Below are 22605 nucleotides of genomic sequence, written 5' to 3'. Positions count from 1 at the left end.
GGGCTTTACTGCATGTCGAAAGAAGACAGCTTCGAAATGGAAGGCACTGTCGTCGACACCCTGCCCAACACCATGTTTCGCGTGGAGTTGGAAAATGGGCACGTCGTAACCGCGCATATTTCCGGCAAGATGCGCAAGAACTACATTCGTATTCTTACCGGTGACAAAGTGCGCGTCGAGCTGACGCCCTATGACTTGAGCAAAGGGCGTATTACTTACCGCGCTCGCTAAGCAAGTCAATACAAAACGCCCGGCTCTGCCGGGCGTTTTTGTTTGTCTGCGATTTGTGTACCCGTGGTAGCGAGCCCGCTCGCGAAGCAAGCGAGGCGATCTTTTGGAAAAACCACTGCGCTGCCTTCGCGAGCAGGCTCGCCCCCACAAGGATGGCTTAATATATAAATCTTGAGCCGCTGTCACTATTTTGTCTTATTAGTTATAGATCTAACTCAAACTTCCACACCCTTCAAACTACCTGAACCGATGCTGTACCGGACACACTTTCCGGGCTTTAAAGTTGACGGACCACCGCCCAGTGAGTAGATTGCACAGGCCGGTCATTCAGGCCGCCTATAAACTTCACAAAAGAAGCCAATGGACACAGTATCTAGACGCTGTCCGGTCACCGTGTATACGGAGTACCGGACGCCTAACCCAGACATTGACGGGACTCGCCTGCACGGCGAGGTCAACTGCGCTAGAGCCTGACGCTCCAACGTAACGACCTCACCGGCATCAGTCCGGTCACGAGGTGTGTTATGACCTTTAAAACCCATGTTCTACCCGGCGTTCGCGCCTTTACCTCCAGCATGCGCGTAAAACTGTCCCGCGAGCCCACCTATGCTCGCTCGGCAAAATCACCTTTTTCCACAGCCGTTCCCGGCAATAAACCAGCGCACCGCCAGGTGCATTGGCGCGTCAGCCCGGCCACAGGCCAACTGGAACAGCGCTGGAGCATGGCCGACTCTCAGGACCCGCAGAGTCGCTTCTTGCGCTGATTTTAAATCAATTAATAACACCTGTTAGTTAACTGGAGCTCCTTATGGAAGACGCCAGTAGTTACCCGCTGCGCGAGTATTAATTACCTCGTAGCAGCGGGCATTTGAAGCGCACTTAACACTTCAATTAAACCGATTGCGAAGTTTGCGACTCGGCCTGCATTGGCGCGCCTTTAAAAAGGTAAACCACTGTTAGTCGGGTCAAGAGTTGGCGACAGGAGTACTCATCATGAGCGCCGTAAAAAACACTAAAGTTCGAGACAAGAACAGCGCCAGCGACAACAGCAAACTGTCCATGCGTGCCGCACGGGAAGCACAAAACGGCCTCAGCGCCACCCTGGCCAATGTGCGCACAACAACCACCGGCCTGACCGAACAGGACGCCGCAGAACGCCTGAAGGACGACGGCTACAACGAGGTGGCCCATGACAAGCCGCCTCACGCCTTCGTTCAGTTCATGCTGGCCCTGCATAACCCATTCATTTATGTACTTCTGACCCTGGGCGTTATCAGCTTTTTCACCGACTATTGGCTGCCGGAGCGCGATGGCGAAGAAGGCGACCTGACCAAAGTCATCATCATTGGCTTGATGGTCGGCCTCAGCAGCTTGCTGCGCTTCTGGCAAGAACACCGCTCTGCGAAGTCTGCCGAGGCACTCAAGGCCATGGTCCGCACCACCGCTACCGTTGTTCGGCGAGACAAGACCAGCGGAAAAACCTCGGTGCACGAAGTGCCGATGCGCGAACTAGTCGCCGGCGATATCGTCTGGCTATCCGCTGGCGACATGATTCCGGCAGACGTTCGCCTGATCGAATCCCGGGACCTGTTTATCAGCCAGGCCGTGCTCACTGGCGAAGCCTTGCCCGTAGAGAAATACGACACCCTGGGAGATGTTGCACAAAAGTCCGCCTCCAGTACCGCCGCAGACCAGAGCAACCTGCTGGACCTGCCCAACATCTGCTTCATGGGCACCAACGTGGTCAGCGGCACGGCCCGGGCCGTGGTGGTGGCCACCGGTCCGCGCACCTACTTCGGCTCGCTGGCCAAGGCCATCGTCGGCTCTCGCACGCAAACCGCGTTCGACCGCGGGGTCAACAGCGTCAGCTGGCTGCTGATCCGCTTCATGCTGGTCATGGTGCCCATCGTGTTTTTCCTCAATGGGTTCTCAAAGGGCGATTGGGGCGATGCCTTCCTGTTTGCCCTGGCGGTGGCCGTAGGCCTGACCCCTGAAATGCTGCCCATGATTGTCAGCGCTAACCTGGCCAAGGGCGCTAACGCCATGGCCAAGCGCAAAGTCGTGGTCAAGCGCCTGAATGCGATTCAGAACTTGGGCTCGATGGATGTGCTGTGCACCGACAAGACCGGCACGCTGACCCAGGACCACATCATCCTTGAGCACCATGTCGATTCCACCGGCAAACGCGACGAGTCGGTGCTGGCCCTAGCCTGGCTCAACAGCCATCACCAGAGCGGCATACGCAACCTGATGGATCAGGCAGTGGTGCAGTTTTCCCGGCAGGACCCACAGTTCAACGAACCTCTCAACTACAGCAAGGTGGATGAGCTGCCCTTTGACTTCGTGCGTCGGCGTCTGTCGATCATCGTCAAGGACACCCGTGGCGACCACCTGATGGTGTGCAAGGGCGCCGTGGAAGAGATGCTGGGCATTGCCACCCATGTGATGGAAGGCGATACCGTCGTCTCGCTGGACGCTGCTCGCCGCGAACAATTGCTGGCCCTGGCCACCGAGTACAACGAGGATGGTTTCCGCGTGTTACTGGTCGCCACCCGCGAAATCCCGAAAGCCCATTCGCACAAGCAATACAACACCGCGGATGAGCGCGATCTGGTAATACGTGGTTTTCTGACCTTCCTTGATCCTCCAAAGGAAACCGCTGGCCCGGCGATTGCCGCCCTTCAAGATATCGGCGTAGCGGTCAAGGTACTGACCGGTGACAACGCCGTGGTCACCAGCAAGATTTGCCGTCAGGTGGGCTTGGAGCCTGGTACCCCGCTGCTGGGCCCGCAGATCGAGACAATGGACGACACCGCGCTCCAACTGGAGGTCGAACAGCGCACGGTGTTCGCCAAGCTCACCCCGCTGCAGAAATCCCGTGTGCTTAAAGCGTTGCAAGCCAATGGCCACACCGTTGGGTTCCTCGGCGATGGCATCAACGACGCCCCTGCCCTGCGCGATGCCGACGTAGGCATTTCGGTGGACAGCGGAACGGATATCGCCAAAGAGTCGGCTGACATCATCCTCCTGGAAAAGAGCCTGATGGTGCTGGAAGAAGGTGTGCTAAAGGGTCGCGAGACCTTCGGTAACATCATGAAATACCTGAACATGACTGCCAGCTCCAACTTCGGCAACGTGTTCTCAGTACTGGTGGCTAGCGCCTTTATCCCCTTTTTGCCGATGCTGTCGATTCACCTGCTGCTGCAAAACCTGATGTACGACATCTCCCAGCTGGCGTTGCCCTGGGACAAGATGGATAAGGAATACCTGCAAAAACCGCGCAAGTGGGACGCCAAGAATATCGGGCGCTTCATGATCTGGATCGGGCCAACGTCGTCGATCTTCGACATCACAACGTTCGCCCTGATGTGGTACGTGTTCTCGGCCAACAGCGTGGAAATGCAGACCCTGTTCCAGTCCGGCTGGTTTATCGAAGGACTGCTGTCGCAAACCCTGGTGGTCCACATGCTGCGTACCCGCAAGATCCCGTTCTTCCAGAGCACGGCTGCATGGCCCGTCACCATGATGACCATCATTGTGATTGTGCTGGGGATCTACGTACCGTTCTCGCCGCTGGGCACCATGGTCGGCCTGGAGCCGCTGCCGCTGTCGTACTTCCCTTGGCTGGTTGCCACCCTGTTCAGCTATTGCTGCGTCGCACAGCTTATGAAAACCCTCTACATCCGTCGTTTCAAGCAGTGGTACTGACTTGAATCGCCATGGGCTGGTGCAGTACTGCGCCAGCCCATGCCTTCGTATTACGACCTCGTAAAACATGAATGTTTGTTCTGTGGAGATTCCTCATGTCGGGAACCACTCTGTTACTCAACCTCGCGGGCGCCATCGCACTTTTGCTGTGGGGCACCCATATGATTTCTACCGCCCTGCTACGTGGATTCGGTACTCAACTGCGCAACTGGATGGGGCGCAACCTCAATAACCGCTGGATGGCGCTGATCTCCGGGATTGGTATTACCGGCGTACTGCAAAGCAGTACGGCGGTCAGCCTGATGGCAACCTCGTTCACCGCCGCGGGCACCCTGAGCCTGGCACCCGCCCTGGCAGTGATGCTGGGTGCCAACATCGGCTCGACCTTAGTGGTGCAGCTTCTGAGTTTCGATACCTCGCTGGCGATGCCTGTCATCTTGCTGGTGGGCTTTATCGTCTTTCGCCTGCGCGATGATTCGCGCCATGAAAGCGTGGGCTGCGCACTGATTGGCCTGGGCCTGATGCTATTGGCCCTGGGTTTGCTCAGCGCCAGCCTGGGCCAGATGGAAGCGACCTCGGTGTTTCGCGCCGTAATGCAAAGTCTGGAAGGTGACGTGATCATTGCGGTGGTCGCCGCCGTGCTGCTGACCTGGATCTGCCACTCCAGCGTCGCGGTCGTGCTGCTTATCGCCTCTTTGGCAGGCGCTGGCATGATGACCCCGACCACCGCCATCGCCCTGATGCTCGGCGCCAATATCGGCGGCGCCTTGCCATCCGTGATGAGTGCCAGCTCGCCAGTAGCGCGACGCCTGCCCGTGGGCAACCTGTTGATCCGCCTGCTCGGCACCTTGGCATTGCTGCCATGTCTGCCGCTGATGGCCACCTACATAACCAGCACCGATAGCGGTCTCGCGCAGTGGGTCGTGTACCTGCACACCGCGTTCAATCTGCTGCTGGCAGTGGTGTTTATCGGTTTGACCGAGCCTTGCGCTCGCCTGCTGACCCGCCTGTTTGCACAGCAGGAGCCGCCAGCAGACCCGGGCATGCCGCAATATCTAGACGAGGCCGGGCTGGAAGTCGCCAACATCGGGCTGTCAAATAGCGTACGGGAAGCCTTGCGCCTGGCGGACATGACATCCTTGATGCTTAACTAGGTCTTGCAGCTGTTCGAGAAGCCTAACCAGCAGACGATGGATAAGGTGCGCCAACTGGATCACTCCGTGGACCTGCTCAGTGCGGCGATCCGCGCCTATCTTGCCGACATTGGCCAGGATGGCCTGAGCGATGCCGATGCCGACCGCGCGCAGGAAGTCCTGATGTTTGTGATCAACCTGGAGCATGCCGGTGACATCCTCAACAACCTGGCGCAGTTGGCTATTCGCAGAACTCGCCGGGGTGAGCGCTTTTCCTCGTTCGAACTGGTTCATATCCAGGCCATGCACCTGGCCCTGCTGGACAGCCTGAACCTGGCCATTACTGCGTTTCTACGCGAAGACGTAGTCGCGGCTGACACGCTGATCAGCCACAAGGAAACCATGCGCAAGCTGGAAGCAAGAGCCAGCCGTGAGCACTTTCGCAAGCTGCAAAATGACAAGACGGCATGGGCAGAATCAGGGGATATCTTTCAGCGTGTGCTGCGCGACTACCGTCGCGTTCATCACCACATAGCCGCCCTAGGCTACCCGGTGCTGGAGCGCAACGCCGAGCATGCACCAACCCCGATCCTGATCTAACTCCAGACAGCGAAAAGGCGCCCGAAGGCGCCTTTTTTACTGCGTGACTACATCAAGCCATCTCGACAGCCGTTTCAAACTCAAAGACCAGCTCGCCATCCTTGAGATCGACGTGAACCACACCGCCGTGATCGGCCAGCTCTCCGAAGAGGATTTCCTCGGCCAGAGGACGCTTGATCTTGTCCTGGATCAGGCGAGCCATTGGCCGCGCACCCATTTGCACATCGTAGCCTCCGGCAGCCAGCCAGCCGCGGGCAGCATCTGACACCACGAGCTGCACGTGCTTGTCGTCCAGCTGGGCCTGCAGCTCGGTCAGGAACTTGTCCACCACATGCTTGATGACCTCATGGCTGAGGCGACCAAACTGAATGATGGTGTCCAGACGGTTGCGGAACTCCGGAGTGAAGCTCTTCTTGATCGCTTCCATGGCATCGGACGCGTGGTCCTGAATGGTAAAACCGATCGAAGCCCTCGCCGCTGTTTCGGCACCGGCGTTAGTGGTCATGATCACGATGACGTTGCGGAAGTCGGCCTTGCGCCCGTTGTTATCGGTCAGCGTGCCGTGATCCATAACCTGCAGCAGCAGGTTAAAGACCTCGGGGTGCGCCTTCTCGATCTCATCGAGCAGCAATACGCAGTGCGGTTGCTTGGTGATGGCCTCAGTCAGCAGACCGCCCTGATCAAAGCCCACGTAACCTGGAGGTGCACCGATCAAACGTGAAACGGTATGGCGCTCCATGTACTCGGACATGTCGAAACGCACCAGCTCGATCCCCAGCGCCTTGGCCAGTTGACGGGCAGCTTCGGTCTTGCCCACACCGGTAGGCCCGGCGAACAGGAAGGAACCCACTGGTTTGTCAGGCGACTTGAGGCCGGCACGCGACAACTTGATCGCGGTCGACAACGAATCAATCGCGGCATCCTGACCGAATACGGTCAGGCGCAGATCGCGCTCCAGATTACGCAGCAGCTCTTTGTCCGAGCTGGAAACATGCTTTGGAGGAATACGGGCGATTTTCGCCACGATGTCTTCGACCTGTGCCACTTCGATGCGCTTGACGCGATTTTCAACCGGTTGCAAACGCTGGTAAGCGCCCGCTTCGTCAATCACATCAATTGCCTTGTCCGGCATGTGCCGGTCATTGATGTAACGCGAGGCCAGTTCAGCCGCCGCGCGCAGGGCTTCGTCACTGTATTCGATACCGTGATGCAGCTCGAAACGCCCTTTCAGGCCACGAAGAATACCGATCGTGTCTTCAACCGAAGGCTCGGAGACGTCGACTTTCTGGAAACGTCGCGCCAGGGCACGGTCTTTTTCGAAGATCCCGCGGAACTCCTGGAACGTCGTCGACCCGATGCAACGGATGTCGCCCGAAGACAACAACGGTTTGAGCAGGTTGGATGCATCCATCACGCCGCCGGAAGCAGCGCCGGCACCGATGATGGTATGGATTTCATCGATGAACAGAATGGCCTGCGGGCGTTTTTTCAACTCACCCAGCAGCGCCTTGAAGCGCTTCTCAAAGTCGCCGCGGTATTTGGTACCGGCCAGCAAGGCCCCGAGATCCAGTGAGTAGACGATGCTGTTAGCCAGCAGATCCGGCACCTGGTTGTCCACGATGCGCTTGGCCAGACCTTCGGCGATGGCAGTTTTACCCACACCCGCCTCGCCGACCAGCAGCGGGTTGTTTTTGCGTCGACGCGCCAGAATCTGAGCGACACGCTCAACTTCCATTTCACGCCCGACCAGCGGATCAATACGCCCCTGACGAGCCAGCTCGTTCAGGTTGCTGGCGTAGGCATCCAGCGGGTTGCTGGAGGACGACGACTCGCCGCCCTCTTCATCCTGCATGTCATGATCGCCATCGGAGTGATCCCCATGCCCGGGCACCTTGGAGATCCCGTGGGCAATAAAGTTGACCACATCAATGCGGGCAACGCTCTGCTGCTTGAGCAGGAACACCGCTTGGCTCTCCTGCTCGCTGAAAATCGCAACCAGGACGTTGGCCCCCGTAACTTCGCGCTTGCCGGAGCTTTGCACATGGAAGACGGCACGTTGCAAGACACGCTGAAAACCCAGGGTTGGCTGGGTTTCGCGGTCTTCATCGTGAGCGGGGATCAGCGGGGTCGTAGAATCAATAAACTCTTGCAGGTCATGCTTGAGTTTGTCGAGGTTTGCGCCACAGGCGCGTAGAACGGTTGCGGCCGCCTCATTATCCAAAAGCGCAAGAAGGAGGTGCTCAACCGTCATGAACTCATGACGCTTGGAGCGGGCTTCCTTGAAGGCAAGATTGAGGGTGACTTCGAGCTCGCGATTTAACATGGCTTCACCTCATACCCAAGTGGTCGGCGTTAACCGTCCTTCTCGATTTCACAGAGTAGCGGATGCTGGCTTTCGCGTGCGTACTGGTTTACCTGCATCGCCTTGGTCTCGGCAATATCGCGGGTAAAAATGCCGCACACGGCCCGTCCTTCTGTATGAACGGCCAGCATAACCTTGGTCGCCAATTCGCGATTCAAGTTAAAAAACACCTCAAGTACTTCGACAACAAAGTCCATGGGCGTGTAGTCATCATTGAACAAAACCACCTTGTACATCGGTGGCGCCTGAAGCGCAGGCTTAGCCTCTTGCACAGCCAAGCCCGCGGAGTCTTCGCCATCAAAATCGGGCTGATCCTGATTGAATGTTAGTCGAGTCTGGCTAATTGCATGCATGGAAAGAAAGGTTCGTCGTTGAGCGAATACAGTGATGGAGGCAAACGTATCAAATTTCAACAGCGCTGCCGCGTGGCCTTGACTATCGGTAAAACGGTGTTACAACCATTAGAAGCCACAATGTGGAATAAAGGTCCGCACAGTCAACCATTTTAGTGGGCAATGTGCGAGTCAACTGGATGATACTCCAGTGATGGAGTCGTTTGCAGCAGAGGGATATGAGTATGCAAGGCAAAGTCAAGTGGTTCAACAACGCCAAAGGCTTCGGCTTTATCAATACGGAAGCCAAGGAAGGCATTGATGAACACGGACACCCGATCGACTTTTTTGCCCATTTTTCAGCTATCCAGATGGACGGCTATAAAACACTCAAGGCTGGCCAGCCCGTGAGCTTTGAAATCACCCAAGGCCCCAAGGGTTTGCATGCAGTCAACATTACCGACGCCAATGCCATCCTGCTGCCTCAAACGGCAGTGACACAGGTACACACGGTGTCGGTCTGACCTGACGGAACCGTCGCCATCTGCAAAAAAGGCCGACTCATTCAATGAGTCGGCCTTTTTGTTGGCCACACGTTTACATATGGGAGATCAGGGCATCACCGAAACCGGAGCACGACACCAACCGGGCACCGTCCATGAGCCTCTCGAAGTCATAAGTCACGGTTTTGGCCGAAATCGCACCATTGGTGCCCTTGATGATCAGGTCCGCAGCCTCGGTCCAGCCCATGTGCCGCAACATCATTTCAGCGGACAGGATCAGTGACCCTGGGTTGACCTGGTCCTTGCCTGCGTACTTGGGCGCGGTACCGTGGGTCGCCTCAAACATGGCAATTGTGTCAGACAGGTTGGCCCCCGGCGCAATACCGATACCGCCCACCTCGGCAGCCAGGGCGTCAGACAGGTAGTCGCCATTGAGGTTGAGCGTCGCAATTACGTCATACTCTGCCGGACGCAACAGGATTTGCTGCAGCATGGCATCGGCGATGGCGTCTTTGACGATCACGTTACGCCCGGTCGCGGGATTCTTGAACTGCATCCACGGTCCACCGTCAAGCAAGGTGGCACCAAATTCCTCAGCAGCCACTTCATACGCCCACTCTTTGAAGGCACCTTCGGTGAACTTCATGATGTTGCCCTTGTGGACGATTGTCAGCGACTCGCGGTCGTTGTCGACCACGTACTGCAGCGCCTTGCGCACCAGGCGCCGGGTGCCTTCCCGGGAGACCGGCTTGACGCCAATGCCGCAGTCCTGATCAAAGCGGATTTTGGTCACACCCATTTCTTCTTTCAGAAACTTGATGACCTTGATCGCTTCCGGCGAACCGGCCTTCCACTCAATACCGGCATAAATATCCTCGGAGTTCTCGCGAAAGATAGTCATGTCGACATCGCCGGGCTTTTTGACCGGACTGGGCACGCCTTCGAACCAGCGCACCGGGCGCAGACACACATACAGGTCAAGCTGCTGGCGAAGCGCGACGTTCAGGGAACGGATGCCGCCACCGACCGGAGTGGTCAACGGGCCTTTGATCGATACGACGTAGTCTTTGACGGCATCCAGTGTTTCCTGAGGCAACCACGTGTCCTGATCATAGACCTGGGTCGCCTTCTCGCCCGCATACACCTCCATCCAGGAGATTTTGCGCCGGTCGCCATACGCCTTGCTGACGGCTGCATCGACAACCTTGATCATGACGGGGCTGATGTCGACACCGATGCCATCACCTTCAATGTAGGGAATGATCGGGTTGTCAGGCACATTCAGGGAGTGGTTTGCATTCACGGTGATTTTCTCACCTGCGGCTGGAACCTTGATCTTGTTGTATCCCATGCTGAACTCCATTTATGAGTGGAACATCATGCCGAGCACGAGCGTAACCCAGTTGAATCGGCACGCAAACCGAATGTTCCACACAGGCGACCACCGCCCCTTCCCACCCCGTAAATACAAGGGGAAATCGCCAAAACCCGGCCTGTTTCAGCCGCACACCTTAGACCAAAGGATGCCCTTCGATTCGCCTCCCCCCTCGCAGGAACATTAGTGACCTATGTATACTGCGCCGGTGACCACGGAGTCACAGCGAAATACCTACAGGAATGAGTCTTTCAGGCCTAGAAAGGCTGAGCTGTTACCCCGGCTCGACCGCTTGACGCTCTACTGATGCATTCACATCACCGCGAAGAACCTCGACTTTCGGCTCATTGTTCACTGTGAACGAAAGCGCCTACCCTGCGCATCTCGAGAATCTGAGCACGCTCAGCAAAGAAGAGAGTTAATCCGAAATGCCCAACCGTTCGAAGATCATCTATACCTTCACCGACGAAGCTCCGGCGCTCGCCACCTATTCACTGCTGCCTATCATCGAAGCCTTTACTGCAAGCGCTGATATCGCCGTTGAGACGCGCGACATCTCTCTGGCAGGCCGTATTCTCGCCAGCTTCCCCGAGCAATTGGGTGCAAAGGCCGTAGCAGACCACCTCGCCGAACTTGGCGCCCTGGCCGTTACCCCTGAAGCCAACATCATCAAGCTGCCTAACATCAGCGCCTCGGTCCCGCAATTGCAGGCCGCGATCAAAGAACTGCAAGCGCAGGGCTTTAACATTCCGGACTACCCGGAAACCGTGACCACTGACGCCGAAAAAGAAACCAAGGCGCGCTACAGCAAGGTCATGGGCAGCGCCGTAAACCCGGTTCTGCGTGAAGGCAACTCTGACCGCCGCGCTCCGCTGTCGGTTAAAAACTACGCTCGCAAGCACCCGCACAAAATGGGCGCCTGGACCGCAGACTCCAAGTCCCACGTTGCTCACATGAGCGAAGGCGATTTCTACGGCAGCGAAAAAGCCGCCCTGATCGAAGCCCCGGGCAGCGTTAAAATCGAATTGATCGCTCAAGACGGCACTACCACCGTCCTGAAGGAAAAAACCGCCGTACAAGCCGGCGAGATCATCGATTGCTCCACCATGAGCAAAAAAGCCCTGCGCCAGTTCGTAGCGGCCGAAATCGAAGACGCCAAGAAACAGGGCGTACTGTTCTCCGTGCACTTGAAAGCCACCATGATGAAGGTCTCGGACCCGATCATGTTTGGTCAGATCGTCGCTGAGTTCTACAAGGATGCGCTGGAAAAACACGCTGACGTCCTGAAGGAAATCGGCTTCAACCTGAACAACGGTATCGGCGACCTGTACGCTCGTATCAAGGTGCTGCCAGCCGAGAAGCAAGCTGAAATCGAAGCAGATATCCAGGCTGTGTATGCCACCCGTCCTGCGCTGGCCATGGTCAACTCCGACAAGGGCATCACCAACCTGCACGTGCCTAGCGACGTTATCGTCGACGCCTCGATGCCGGCCATGATTCGTGATTCCGGCAAAATGTGGAACACCGAAGGTCAGCTGCAAGACACCAAGGCCGTGATCCCGGATCGCTGCTACGCCACTATTTATCAGGCGACCATCGAAGACTGCCAGAAGCACGGCGCTTTCGATCCGACCACCATGGGCAGCGTGCCAAACGTTGGCCTGATGGCGCAAAAAGCCGAAGAATACGGTTCCCACGACAAAACCTTCCAGATCAAGACCCCGGGCGTTGTGCGGGTTACTGACAGCAACGGCAACGTGCTGATGGAACAGAAAGTCGAGGAAGGCGATATCTGGCGCATGTGCCAGGCCAAAGACGCGCCGATCCGCGACTGGGTCAAGCTGGCCGTCAACCGCGCTCGCGCCAGTAACACCCCGGCCGTATTCTGGCTGGACCCAAAGCGTAGCCATGACGCAGAAATGATCAAAAAGGTCGAAACCTACCTGAAAGATCACGACACCAGCGGCCTGGACATTCGCATCATGGCCCCGGTAGACGCCATGAAGCTCACTCTGGAGCGTACCCGCGCCGGCCTGGATACTATCTCGGTCACCGGCAACGTACTGCGCGACTACCTGACTGACCTGTTCCCGATCATGGAACTGGGCACCAGCGCCAAAATGCTCTCGATCGTACCGCTGATGAATGGCGGCGGTCTGTTTGAAACCGGCGCCGGCGGCTCGGCACCCAAGCACGTGCAACAACTGCTGGAAGAAAACTTCCTGCGTTGGGACTCGCTGGGTGAGTTCCTGGCACTGGCCGCTTCCCTGGAACACCTGGGCACGACCTACAACAACCCGAAAGCGCTGGTGTTGGCCAAGACCCTGGACCAGGCTACCGGCCAGTTCCTCGACAACAACAAATCGCCATCGCGTAAAGTCGGCAACATCGACAACCGCGGCAGCCACTTCTACCTGACGCTGTACTGGGCACAAGCCTTGGCAGCCCAGACCGAAGACAAAGAGCTGCAAGCACAATTCGCCCCTGTGGCAAAAGCCTTGACCGAGAACGAAGCAACCATCGTTGCCGAACTCAACGCGGTACAAGGCAAGCCAGTCGACATCGGTGGTTACTACCACGCTGATGCTGCACTGGTGAGCAAGGCCATGCGCCCAAGCGCAACCTTCAACGCGATCATCGCGTCGCTGGTGTAAGAGCAACAGGCAACACCACAAACCCCGGCCCACGACGCCGGGGTTTGTGTTTTCCGAGAGACAGAAATGCCGTAGCCGCTGCCAAAGGCTGCGTATGGCGACACAGTCGTCGTAGAATCAATTCCCGCGACCCGTCAGTACAAACCCGGTTCTCAGGTTTTACGATTGCTTCGCAACCGACGCAGCCTTTGACAGCGGCTACGACTCATCATCCGATACAACGAGACCTGCCCATGGAATGGAAACCCCATATCACCGTCGCCACCGTTGTCGAAGACAATGGCCGCTTCCTGATGGTCGAGGAGCTCAAGGGCGAACGTGCCGTACTCAACCAACCGGCGGGCCACCTTGACCCGAACGAAAGCCTGATCGACGCCGCAATCCGCGAAACCCTCGAAGAAACCGGCTATGACGTCGAGCTGACCGGCGTCATCGGCATTTACCTCTACACCGCCCCCAGCAATGGCGTGACCTATCAGCGTGTCTGCTTCGCCGGCAAAGCCCTTCAGCACCACCCCGACTACGCCCTGGACACCGGCATCATCGGCCCGCTCTGGCTGACCCGTGACGAACTGCTGGAGCAACGTCACCGCTGGCGCAGCGAGCTGAGCCTGCAGTGCATCGACGATTATCTGGACGGCAAACTGTTCGACCTCACGTTAATCCGCCCTTCGGTTTAGCCTTGAGCGCTCGGGCCTGTTAGAATCGCGTCCTTTTTCAAGACACTCATTGAAACCTTATGCGTGATCCAGCCTTAGTCGCCCCCGAAAAACAGCGTGTCATCGTCGGCATGTCCGGCGGTGTAGATTCTTCCGTTTCCGCCGTTCTGCTCATGGAGCAGGGCTACCAGGTGGAAGGCCTGTTCATGAAGAACTGGGAGGAAGACGACGGAACGGATTACTGCACCGCCATGGATGACCTGGCGGACGCCCAGGCCGTGTGCGACAAAATTGGCATCAAGCTGCACACTGCCAACTTTGCCGCCGAGTACTGGGACAACGTGTTCGAGCACTTCCTGTCCGAATACAAGGCCGGTCGCACCCCGAACCCGGACATCCTGTGCAACCGTGAAATCAAGTTCAAGGCGTTCCTTGACTATGCCCTGATGCTGGGCGCCGACCTGATCGCCACCGGGCACTATGTGCGCCGCCGCGACATCGACGGCCGTACCGAGCTACTCAAGGGGCTGGATCCGAACAAGGATCAGAGCTACTTCCTGCACGCCGTCGGCGGCGAGCAGATCGCCAAGACCCTGTTCCCGGTCGGCGAACTGGAAAAGCCGGAAGTACGCAAGATTGCTGAAAAGCATGACCTGGCCACCGCCAAGAAAAAAGACTCTACCGGTATCTGCTTTATTGGCGAGCGCCGCTTCAGCGACTTCCTCAAGCAATACCTGCCTGCCCAACCGGGCGAGATCAAAACCACCGAAGGTGAAGTCATCGGCCGCCACCACGGCCTGATGTACCACACCATCGGCCAGCGCCAGGGCCTGGGCATCGGAGGCCTGAAAGACGCCAGTGACGAGCCGTGGTACGTGCTGGTCAAGGACCTCGAGCACAACGAGCTGATCGTTGGCCAGGGCAATGACCACCCCTGGTTGTTCTCCCGCGCCCTGCTCGCCTCGGAAATCTATTGGGTCAACCCGATCGACCTGAGCAGCCCGCTGCGCCTGACCGCCAAGGTCCGGTATCGCCAGAGCGACCAGCCCTGCACCCTAGAAAAGACCGCCAACGGTTATCGCGCCACGTTCGATGACCCGCAACGCGCCGTGACACCCGGCCAGTCCGTGGTGTTTTACGATGGCGACATCTGCTTGGGCGGTGGCGTGATCGAAGTCGCAGAGCCCTGCACCCGGGACAGCCGCGCATGACTCCCACTCAGGAGCAACTGATCGCCCTGGGTGGCGTGTTTCTCGCCGCCGTGCTGGTGGACAAGATAGCCAAGACCGGTCAGGTCAGCGAGGCCGACCTGAGCTGCATGCTCGGCAGCCTGTTGATTCGCGACCCCAAAGACACGCTGGAAGTCTACGGCGGTGACGACATCAACCTGCGCGAAGGTTATCGCGCCCTGATCGGCGCCCTCGAACGCGACCCCAACACCCTGCAGCGCGAACCCTTGCGCTATGCCCTGTCGATGCTGGGCCTGGAGCGCCAACTGGCCAAACGCAACGACATGCTGGAGCTGATCGGCAAACGCTTGCCGCAGATCCAGTCGCAGGTCGAGCACTTCGGCCCGGCGCACGAAAACGTGGTTGCCGCGTGTGGCGCGCTGTATCAGGACACCCTGAGCACTTTGCGCCAACGCATCCAGGTGCATGGCGACATGCGCAACCTGCAACAACCGAACAATGCTGCAAAAATTCGTGCCCTGCTACTGGCCGGTATCCGCTCGGCGCGGCTTTGGCGTCAACTGGGTGGTCACCGCTGGCAGCTGGTCATCAGCCGCCGCAAGCTGCTCAAAGAGCTTTACCCCATGCTGCGCAACTGAAACACGCCAGCAGGCACACCTTGTAACGTCGATACGCGTATGACGCCGGTCAGTTGGCAACGGACCGGCCGTTTTTTTCATGTATGATACGCGCCCCATTTCGTTGCCCGACTGTCCGAGAACACCCCATGCAGCTTTCTTCGCTCACTGCGGTTTCCCCTGTTGACGGCCGCTACGCCGGCAAAACCCAGGCCCTGCGCCCAATTTTCAGCGAGTACGGCCTGATCCGTGCCCGCGTTCTGGTTGAAGTCCGCTGGCTCCAGCGCCTGGCAGCTCACGCCGCCATCCCTGAAGTCCCGGCCTTTTCCGCCGAAGCCAACGCCGTTCTGAACGAACTGGCCGAAAACTTCTCTCTGGAGCACGCCGAGCGCGTGAAAGAGATCGAGCGCACCACCAACCACGACGTAAAAGCCATTGAGTACCTGCTCAAGGAACAGGCCGCGAAGCTGCCTGAACTGGCCAATGTCAGCGAATTCATCCACTTTGCCTGCACCAGCGAAGACATCAACAACCTGTCCCACGCCCTGATGCTGCGCGAAGGCCGTGATGACGTGATGCTGCCGCTGATGCGCCAGACCGCTGAAGCCATCCGCGAGCTGGCCATCCGCTTCGCCGACGTGCCGATGCTGTCGCGCACCCACGGCCAACCGGCTTCGCCGACCACCCTGGGCAAAGAACTGGCCAACGTGGTGTACCGCCTGGAGCGTCAGATCGCTCAGGTCGCTGCGGTACCGCTGCTGGGCAAGATCAATGGCGCCGTAGGTAACTACAACGCCCACCTGTCGGCCTACCCGCAGATCGACTGGGAAGCCAACGCCCGCGCCTTCATCGAAGACGAACTGGGCCTGGGCTTCAACCCGTACACCACTCAGATCGAACCACACGATTACATCGCCGAGCTGTTCGATGCCATCGCGCGCTTCAACACCATCCTGATCGACTTCGATCGCGATATCTGGGGCTACATTTCCCTGGGCTACTTCAAGCAGCGCACCATCGCGGGCGAAATCGGCTCCTCGACGATGCCGCACAAGGTCAACCCGATCGACTTCGAAAACTCCGAAGGCAACCTGGGTATCGCCAACGCCCTGTTCCAGCACCTGGCCAGCAAATTGCCAATTTCCCGCTGGCAGCGCGACCTGACGGACTCCACCGTACTGCGCAACCTCGGCGTCGGCTTTGCCCACAGCGTGATCGCGTACGAAGCCAGCCTCAAAGGCATCAGCAAGCTCGAACTGAATGCTCAAAAGATCGCCGCCGATCTGGATGCCTGCTGGGAAGTGCTGGCAGAGCCCATCCAGACCGTGATGCGCCGCTACAACATCGAAAACCCGTACGAGAAGCTCAAAGAGCTGACCCGCGGCAAGGGCATCAGCCCAGAAGCCCTGCAAACGTTCATCGACGGCCTTGAAATGCCGGAAGCGGCCAAGGCCGAGCTGAAGCTGCTGACACCTGCCAACTACATTGGCAACGCTGTCGAGCAGGCCAAGCGCATCTGATTGCTGCAACGACCTACTAACGCCCGGCCGTGCCGGGCGTTTTTATTCCCGAATACAAAGCGCAATTTTTCAATAGGTTACACATGAATCCTGATACTCCTCTTCAACTTCTGGGCGGCATCACTGCACGCGAATTCCTGCGCGATTACTGGCAGAAGAAACCGCTGCTGATCCGCCAGGCCATTCCTGACTTCGAAAGCCCGATCGACGCCGACGAACTGGCCGGCCTGGCACTTGAAGAAGAAGTCGAATCGCGCCTCGTGATCGAACACGGCGAGCGCCCATGGGAGTTGCGCCGCGGCCCGTTCGGCGAAGACGAATTCGGCAAATTGCCAGAGCGCGAGTGGACCTTGCTGGTACAAGCGGTTGACCAGTTCGTGCCGGAAGTCGGCGAATTGCTGGAAAACTTCCGCTTTCTGCCAAGCTGGCGCATCGACGACGTGATGATCAGCTACGCCGCCCCGGGTGGCAGCGTCGGTCCGCACTTCGACAACTACGACGTGTTCCTGCTGCAAGGCCACGGCAAGCGCCACTGGCAGATCGGTCAAATGTGCGATTCGGACAGCCCATTGCTGGAGCATGCCGACCTGCGCATCCTTGCCGACTTCCAGGCGACTGACGAGTGGACCCTGGAACCCGGCGACATGCTGTACCTGCCACCGCGCCTGGCCCATTGCGGCGTTGCCGTGGATGACTGCCTGACCTACTCGGTGGGCTTCCGTGCACCAAGCGCCGCTGAAGTGCTGACTCATTTCACCGACTTCCTCAGCCAGTACCTGCCGGATGAAGAGCGCTACACCGATGCCGATGCGCAACCGGTCAGCGATCCGCACCAGATCCAGCACGACGCTCTCGATCGCCTGAAAGGCCTGCTGACCGAGCACATGAGCGATGAGCGCATGCTGCTGACCTGGTTCGGTCAGTTCATGACCGAGCCGCGTTATCCGGAACTCGTGGTGGGCCCTGAGCTCGAAGAAGAAGACCTGTTGGGCAGCCTGGAACAGGGCGCCGTCCTGATTCGCAACCCGAGCGCCCGCCTGGCCTGGTCTGAAGTGGACGAAGACCTGCTACTGTTCGCCAGCGGCCAAAGCCGCCTGCTGCCGGGCAAGCTGCGCGATTTGCTGAAAATGATCTGTGCCGCCGACGCGCTGCACAGCGACAACCTCGGCCAATGGCTGGCCGATGAAGATGGACGCAACCTGCTCTGTGAGCTGGTTAAACAAGGAAGCCTGGGGTTCGCTGATGAATAGCATTCACGTACGTGTCGCCGACTGGCAAAAGGACAACGCCGAACTTCGACGCATCCGTGAGGCGGTGTTTATTGCAGAACAATCAGTTCCTCCAGAACTGGAGTGGGATGCAGATGATGCCGACGCCGTGCATTTCCTGGCCTACGAAGGCGACTTTCCGATCGGTACCGCCCGGCTGCTGCCGGACGGTCATATCGGCCGCGTGTCGGTCCTCAAGGACTGGCGCGGACTTAAAGTCGGTGACGCCCTGATGCAAGCGACCATCAGCGAAGCTGAAAAGCGCGGGCTCAAGCAACAGATGCTCAGCGCACAAGTGCATGCCACCCCGTTCTACGAGCGCCTGGGCTTCAAAATCGTCAGCGCGGAATTTCTGGAAGCAGGAATTCCGCACGTTGATATGGTGCGCGAGGGCTGAGCAAACCTTGCGACTGGCGCTACAGATCGTACAGGTGTAGTCGCTGCCGAAGGCTGCGAAAAGGACCGAAGGACCTTCAGGGTCACTTTGTAACCCGTCGCAGCCTGCGGCAGCGGCTACAGGCTCTGTATTAAACGCCCTGCCATCCTCCCCGGATCGCAGGGCGTTTTGCTATCTGGCACACTCTCCACAAGCACTTTCGAGCATTGCGGAGATAACGGACATGTCCCTACGCCCCTTCATCGTCGGTTTGCTGATGCTTTCAAGCATCAGCGCCGTCGCCGACACTCAGCCTTCACCCCCCCGACGCCTGCTGATCACCGTCGAAACCCGTGACGGCAACCTGCCCGCCGACAACAGCCAGACCCGCACGATCAGCACCGACAGCCGGGAGGGAGGCACTCAACAAATCCAGGTCACCGAAGGTGTACCCGCCTTCATTCAGACCGGGCAAAGCGTCCCCCTTACCAGCATGGGGACCGATGCTTATGGCCGCCCGATGGCGCAGACGGAGTATCGCGACGTCACACAAGGTTTCTATGTCACGGCCAATGTAAAGAATGACATCGTAAATCTCGCCATCAGCACCGAACAGGACCGAATCAGCCAGGAACGTCGCGATGTAGTAGAAATACGAAGAGCCAACACGCAGATCAGTGGCCCACTCGGCCAGTGGATCACCCTGGCCAGCTTCAACGCTCACAATCAGACCGGACAACAAGGCTCAACCCTTACGTACTCTACTCAAAGCCGGGACGGCCTGAGTTTACGGGTCAAAGTCGATGCGCTCGACTAACAGGGCCAAAACTGACTGACAGGTCGTATTAGACCAAATATGTAGTGCCGCAAAAAAAGCACTACAAAACGTTTGACGACACAAAAAAGCAGAGGCATGATGGCCCCGCTCCCGCTGATCAGAGGCCCTGCCAAGCGCCCCGGATCGTTAGCGAGCAGCCATTCACGCACTCACTCAAACAACATTTTGTGTGCCTGGTGGAGCAGAATTTTCAACCCAGACCTATGCGACGAGGTTTATCTCCATGGCACTGACACGCGAACAGCAAATTGCAGCCCTTGAAAAAGACTGGGCCGAAAACCCGCGCTGGAAAGGCGTGACTCGCGATTACTCCGCTGCTGACGTGGTCCGCCTGCGCGGCTCGGTTCAACCCGAGCACACCTTTGCGAAAATGGGCGCCGATAAGCTGTGGAAACTGGTGACACAGGGCGCACACCCGTCCTTCCGTCCTGAGAAAGATTTCGTCAACTGCATGGGCGCCCTGACCGGGGGCCAGGCAGTACAACAGGTTAAAGCCGGCATCCAGGCTATTTACCTGTCGGGCTGGCAAGTGGCGGCAGACAACAATTCTGCCGAATCCATGTACCCCGACCAGTCGCTGTACCCGGTGGACTCCGTACCTACCGTGGTCAAGCGCATCAATAACTCATTCCGCCGCGCCGACCAGATCCAGTGGAAAGCAGGCAAGAACCCGGGTGACCAAGGTTACATCGATTACTTCGCACCGATCGTGGCCGACGCCGAAGCCGGTTTCGGCGGCGTACTGAACGCCTACGAACTGATGAAAAGCATGATTGAAGCAGGCGCCGCCGGCGTTCACTTCGAAGATCAGCTGGCCTCGGTTAAGAAATGCGGCCATATGGGCGGCAAGGTGCTGGTGCCTACCCAGGAAGCCGTACAAAAGCTGACGGCTGCCCGACTGGCTGCTGACGTTGCCGGTACACCGACAATCATTCTGGCCCGTACCGACGCCAACGCCGCCGACCTGCTGACCTCGGACTGCGACCCTTACGACCAACCCTTCGTCACAGGTGAACGCACCAAGGAAGGTTTCTACAAAGTCCGCGCCGGTCTTGATCAAGCCATTGCCCGTGGCCTGGCCTACGCACCGTATGCCGACCTGATCTGGTGCGAAACCGCCAAACCGGATCTGGCAGAAGCGCGCCGCTTTGCTGAAGCGATCAAAAAGGAATACCCGGACCAACTACTGTCCTACAACTGCTCGCCTTCCTTCAACTGGAAGAAAAACCTGGACGACGCGACCATCGCCAAGTTCCAGCGCGAACTGTCAGCCATGGGCTACAAGCACCAGTTCATCACCCTGGCCGGCATTCACAACATGTGGCACAGCATGTTCAATCTGGCGCACGATTACGCCCGCAACGACATGACCGCCTACGTGAAACTGCAAGAACAGGAATTTGCTGACGCCGCCAAAGGCTACACCTTTGTGGCGCACCAGCAGGAAGTGGGTACTGGCTACTTCGACGACATGACCACCGTAATTCAGGGTGGCTCGTCATCGGTCACCGCCCTGACCGGCTCCACCGAAGAAGAACAGTTCCACTGACAGCAGAACCATGGCCATTGCCTGACATGCACAGAACAAGCGCAAGGCCTTGAACATTACGCCCCGACTGGTTCGGGGCGTTTTTTATCCAAAAGGTGACTGACCTCTTCACGTAGCAACTGGCGCAGGAACGAGGCGATCACACCAGATCACCAAAACCTTGACCCAGATCCATACCCCAACATCCAGACCCGGTTACAAAGCCAAGTCCCAAACTTGCCAACCGTACATATATAAGCCAACTTGGGAGGGTTCAGCGGTAATCAGCACTTCCGGCAAGCGCCCAAACGATATTAATTATCATTTAGAGTTGCTGTTGTTGATTATCCCGCCAACAAAACACAATCATCAAAATTTGCTGTAATGCCCGCACTGCACGGCTTACACAGACTTTACGGAAGGCTATACCACTAAAGGATTGAATTAATTCATCTTAGAAAATTTACTTGCTGGGTGTTTAGCCATAAAATCGCGCCCATCAATTGAGCTGCGACATATCGTCACTGCTTTATTACCTTTTCAAGCTCAGAGACCGTTGCTCTCTGTTAAGGATTACCAGCATGCCCGAAGCGACAGGACTCATAGCCCACAACTGGGGCTTTGCCATTTTCCTTCTCGGCGTTGTCGGCCTTTGCGCCTTCATGCTTGGCGTGTCCAGCCTCCTTGGGTCAAAAGCCTGGGGTCGCAGCAAAAACGAACCGTTCGAGTCCGGCATGCTACCTACAGGTGGCGCCCGCTTACGGCTCTCAGCCAAATTCTATCTGGTCGCGATGCTGTTCGTGATCTTCGATATCGAAGCCCTTTTTCTCTTTGCCTGGTCTGTGTCTGTACGCGAAAGCGGCTGGACCGGATTCGTCGAAGCTCTCGTTTTCATAGCAATTCTGTTGGCAGGCCTTGTCTACCTATTTCGGGTGGGTGCTCTTGATTGGGCACCGGAAGCTCGTCGCAAGCGGCAGGCCAAGCTGAAACAATGAGGCTTTGGCGATGCAATACGAACTTACCAGGATCGACCCGGACGCTCCTAACGAGCAGTATCCGATCGGCACACGGGAAACCGTTGCCGATCCGTTAGAAGATCAAGTCCACAAAAACATCTTCATGGGCAAGCTTGAAGACGTGCTGAACGGCACGGTCAACTGGGGGCGTAAAAACTCCCTGTGGCCGTACAACTTCGGCCTGTCGTGCTGCTACGTGGAAATGACCACCGCCTTCACGGCGCCCCACGACATCGCGCGCTTCGGCGCCGAAGTTATCCGGGCATCGCCGCGTCAGGCGGATTTCATGGTTATTGCCGGTACCTGCTTCATCAAGATGGCGCCCATCATCCAGCGCCTCTATGAGCAAATGCTCGAGCCTAAATGGGTTATCTCCATGGGTTCTTGCGCCAACTCCGGTGGCATGTACGACATCTACTCCGTGGTTCAAGGGGTCGACAAGTTCCTGCCCGTGGACGTTTACGTGCCAGGCTGCCCACCCCGCCCTGAGGCTTTCCTGCAAGGCTTGATGCTCTTGCAAGAGTCGATTGGCCAGGAGCGTCGCCCACTTTCCTGGGTTGTCGGCGAACAAGGCGTTTACCGCGCCGAGATGCCGTCGCAAAAGGAACAGCGCCGTGAACAGCGTATTCAGGTCACTAACCTGCGCAGCCCCGACGAAGTCTGATCCAGACCGCTTCTTACATAGAACGAAACCC

18 protein-coding genes and 1 pseudogene are annotated in these 22605 nt (G+C 57.8%); 16 read left to right on the top strand and 3 right to left on the bottom strand.

Going from position 1 to position 22605, the window contains the following annotated elements; genetic code table 11:
- Window positions 1-12 precede the first annotated feature (12 nt).
- The 4 genes and pseudogenes from infA (at window position 13) to DQN55_RS07590 (ending at window position 5672) form a co-directional block, all read left to right on the top strand.
- A complete protein-coding gene (infA, locus tag DQN55_RS07605; protein WP_002553999.1) occupies window positions 13-231 on the top strand; it encodes a translation initiation factor IF-1 in 219 nt (72 codons plus the stop codon).
- 524 nt (window positions 232-755) lie between these two features.
- Window positions 756-995, top strand: a complete 240-nt coding sequence (locus tag DQN55_RS07600) for a hypothetical protein (protein ID WP_048382503.1) — start codon at window positions 756-758, stop codon at window positions 993-995.
- A 229-nt stretch (window positions 996-1224) separates the two neighbouring features.
- On the top strand, window positions 1225-3939 hold the full coding sequence (mgtA, locus tag DQN55_RS07595; protein ID WP_048382502.1) for a magnesium-translocating P-type ATPase: 2715 nt from the start codon (window positions 1225-1227) through the stop codon (window positions 3937-3939).
- Between the two features lie 95 nt (window positions 3940-4034).
- Window positions 4035-5672 (top strand): annotated as a pseudogene (locus tag DQN55_RS07590) (Na/Pi cotransporter family protein).
- Between the two features lie 52 nt (window positions 5673-5724).
- Here the strand turns inward: DQN55_RS07590 and clpA are convergent.
- Window positions 5725-7995, bottom strand: a complete 2271-nt coding sequence (gene clpA, locus DQN55_RS07585) for an ATP-dependent Clp protease ATP-binding subunit ClpA (RefSeq protein ID WP_048382501.1) — start codon at window positions 7993-7995, stop codon at window positions 5725-5727.
- Between the two features lie 29 nt (window positions 7996-8024).
- Window positions 8025-8387: an ATP-dependent Clp protease adapter ClpS gene (gene clpS / locus DQN55_RS07580; protein WP_048382500.1), complete on the bottom strand. Its 363-nt coding sequence runs from the start codon at window positions 8385-8387 to the stop codon at window positions 8025-8027.
- Between the two features lie 224 nt (window positions 8388-8611).
- Between clpS and DQN55_RS07575 the strand changes: the two genes are divergently transcribed.
- Window positions 8612-8890, top strand: a complete 279-nt coding sequence (locus DQN55_RS07575) for a cold shock domain-containing protein (protein WP_048382499.1) — start codon at window positions 8612-8614, stop codon at window positions 8888-8890.
- A 73-nt stretch (window positions 8891-8963) separates the two neighbouring features.
- Here the strand turns inward: DQN55_RS07575 and icd are convergent, their stop codons facing one another.
- Complete coding sequence (gene icd / locus DQN55_RS07570; protein ID WP_048382498.1) at window positions 8964-10220, bottom strand: NADP-dependent isocitrate dehydrogenase; 1257 nt, start codon at window positions 10218-10220, stop codon at window positions 8964-8966.
- Between the two features lie 452 nt (window positions 10221-10672).
- Here icd and DQN55_RS07565 point away from each other — a divergent pair, with 452 nt between their 5' ends.
- From DQN55_RS07565 to DQN55_RS07515, 11 genes are all read left to right on the top strand, one after another.
- Window positions 10673-12898: an NADP-dependent isocitrate dehydrogenase gene (locus tag DQN55_RS07565; RefSeq protein WP_048382497.1), complete on the top strand. Its 2226-nt coding sequence runs from the start codon at window positions 10673-10675 to the stop codon at window positions 12896-12898.
- Window positions 12899-13131: 233 nt separating this feature from the next.
- Complete coding sequence (locus DQN55_RS07560; protein WP_048382496.1) at window positions 13132-13578, top strand: NUDIX hydrolase; 447 nt, start codon at window positions 13132-13134, stop codon at window positions 13576-13578.
- A 59-nt stretch (window positions 13579-13637) separates the two neighbouring features.
- On the top strand, window positions 13638-14768 hold the full coding sequence (gene mnmA, locus DQN55_RS07555; RefSeq protein WP_048382495.1) for a tRNA 2-thiouridine(34) synthase MnmA: 1131 nt from the start codon (window positions 13638-13640) through the stop codon (window positions 14766-14768).
- Window positions 14765-15385 carry a high frequency lysogenization protein HflD gene (gene hflD / locus DQN55_RS07550; protein ID WP_048382494.1) on the top strand — a complete coding sequence of 207 codons (621 nt, stop codon included), beginning with the start codon at window positions 14765-14767 and terminating at the stop codon, window positions 15383-15385. The genes mnmA and hflD overlap by 4 nt, the downstream gene beginning before the upstream one ends.
- Window positions 15386-15513: 128 nt before the next feature.
- Window positions 15514-16884, top strand: coding sequence for an adenylosuccinate lyase (purB, locus tag DQN55_RS07545; RefSeq protein WP_048382493.1), 1371 nt, complete (start codon window positions 15514-15516; stop codon window positions 16882-16884).
- Window positions 16885-16967: 83 nt separating this feature from the next.
- Window positions 16968-18134 (top strand): ribosomal protein uL16 3-hydroxylase, encoded by a 1167-nt coding sequence (locus DQN55_RS07540; protein ID WP_048382492.1) that lies wholly within the window; start codon window positions 16968-16970, stop codon window positions 18132-18134.
- Window positions 18127-18549 carry a GNAT family N-acetyltransferase gene (locus DQN55_RS07535; protein WP_048382491.1) on the top strand — a complete coding sequence of 141 codons (423 nt, stop codon included), beginning with the start codon at window positions 18127-18129 and terminating at the stop codon, window positions 18547-18549. The genes DQN55_RS07540 and DQN55_RS07535 overlap by 8 nt, the downstream gene beginning before the upstream one ends.
- 256 nt (window positions 18550-18805) lie before the next feature.
- Window positions 18806-19345: a secretin gene (locus DQN55_RS07530; RefSeq protein WP_408634591.1), complete on the top strand. Its 540-nt coding sequence runs from the start codon at window positions 18806-18808 to the stop codon at window positions 19343-19345.
- 244 nt (window positions 19346-19589) lie between these two features.
- Window positions 19590-20915 (top strand): isocitrate lyase, encoded by a 1326-nt coding sequence (gene aceA, locus DQN55_RS07525; protein WP_048382489.1) that lies wholly within the window; start codon window positions 19590-19592, stop codon window positions 20913-20915.
- A 560-nt stretch (window positions 20916-21475) separates the two neighbouring features.
- Window positions 21476-21889 carry an NADH-quinone oxidoreductase subunit A gene (locus DQN55_RS07520; protein WP_003446990.1) on the top strand — a complete coding sequence of 138 codons (414 nt, stop codon included), beginning with the start codon at window positions 21476-21478 and terminating at the stop codon, window positions 21887-21889.
- Window positions 21890-21899: 10 nt separating this feature from the next.
- On the top strand, window positions 21900-22574 hold the full coding sequence (locus DQN55_RS07515) for a NuoB/complex I 20 kDa subunit family protein (RefSeq protein ID WP_016780200.1): 675 nt from the start codon (window positions 21900-21902) through the stop codon (window positions 22572-22574).
- The last annotated feature ends 31 nt before the right edge of the window (window positions 22575-22605 follow it).

This window comes from Pseudomonas taetrolens (assembly GCF_900475285.1).
Classification (GTDB): Bacteria; Pseudomonadota; Gammaproteobacteria; order Pseudomonadales; family Pseudomonadaceae; genus Aquipseudomonas; species Aquipseudomonas taetrolens.
The sequence above is the reverse complement of the archived record's forward strand: the minus strand, read 5'-3'. Positions and strand labels throughout refer to the sequence as shown.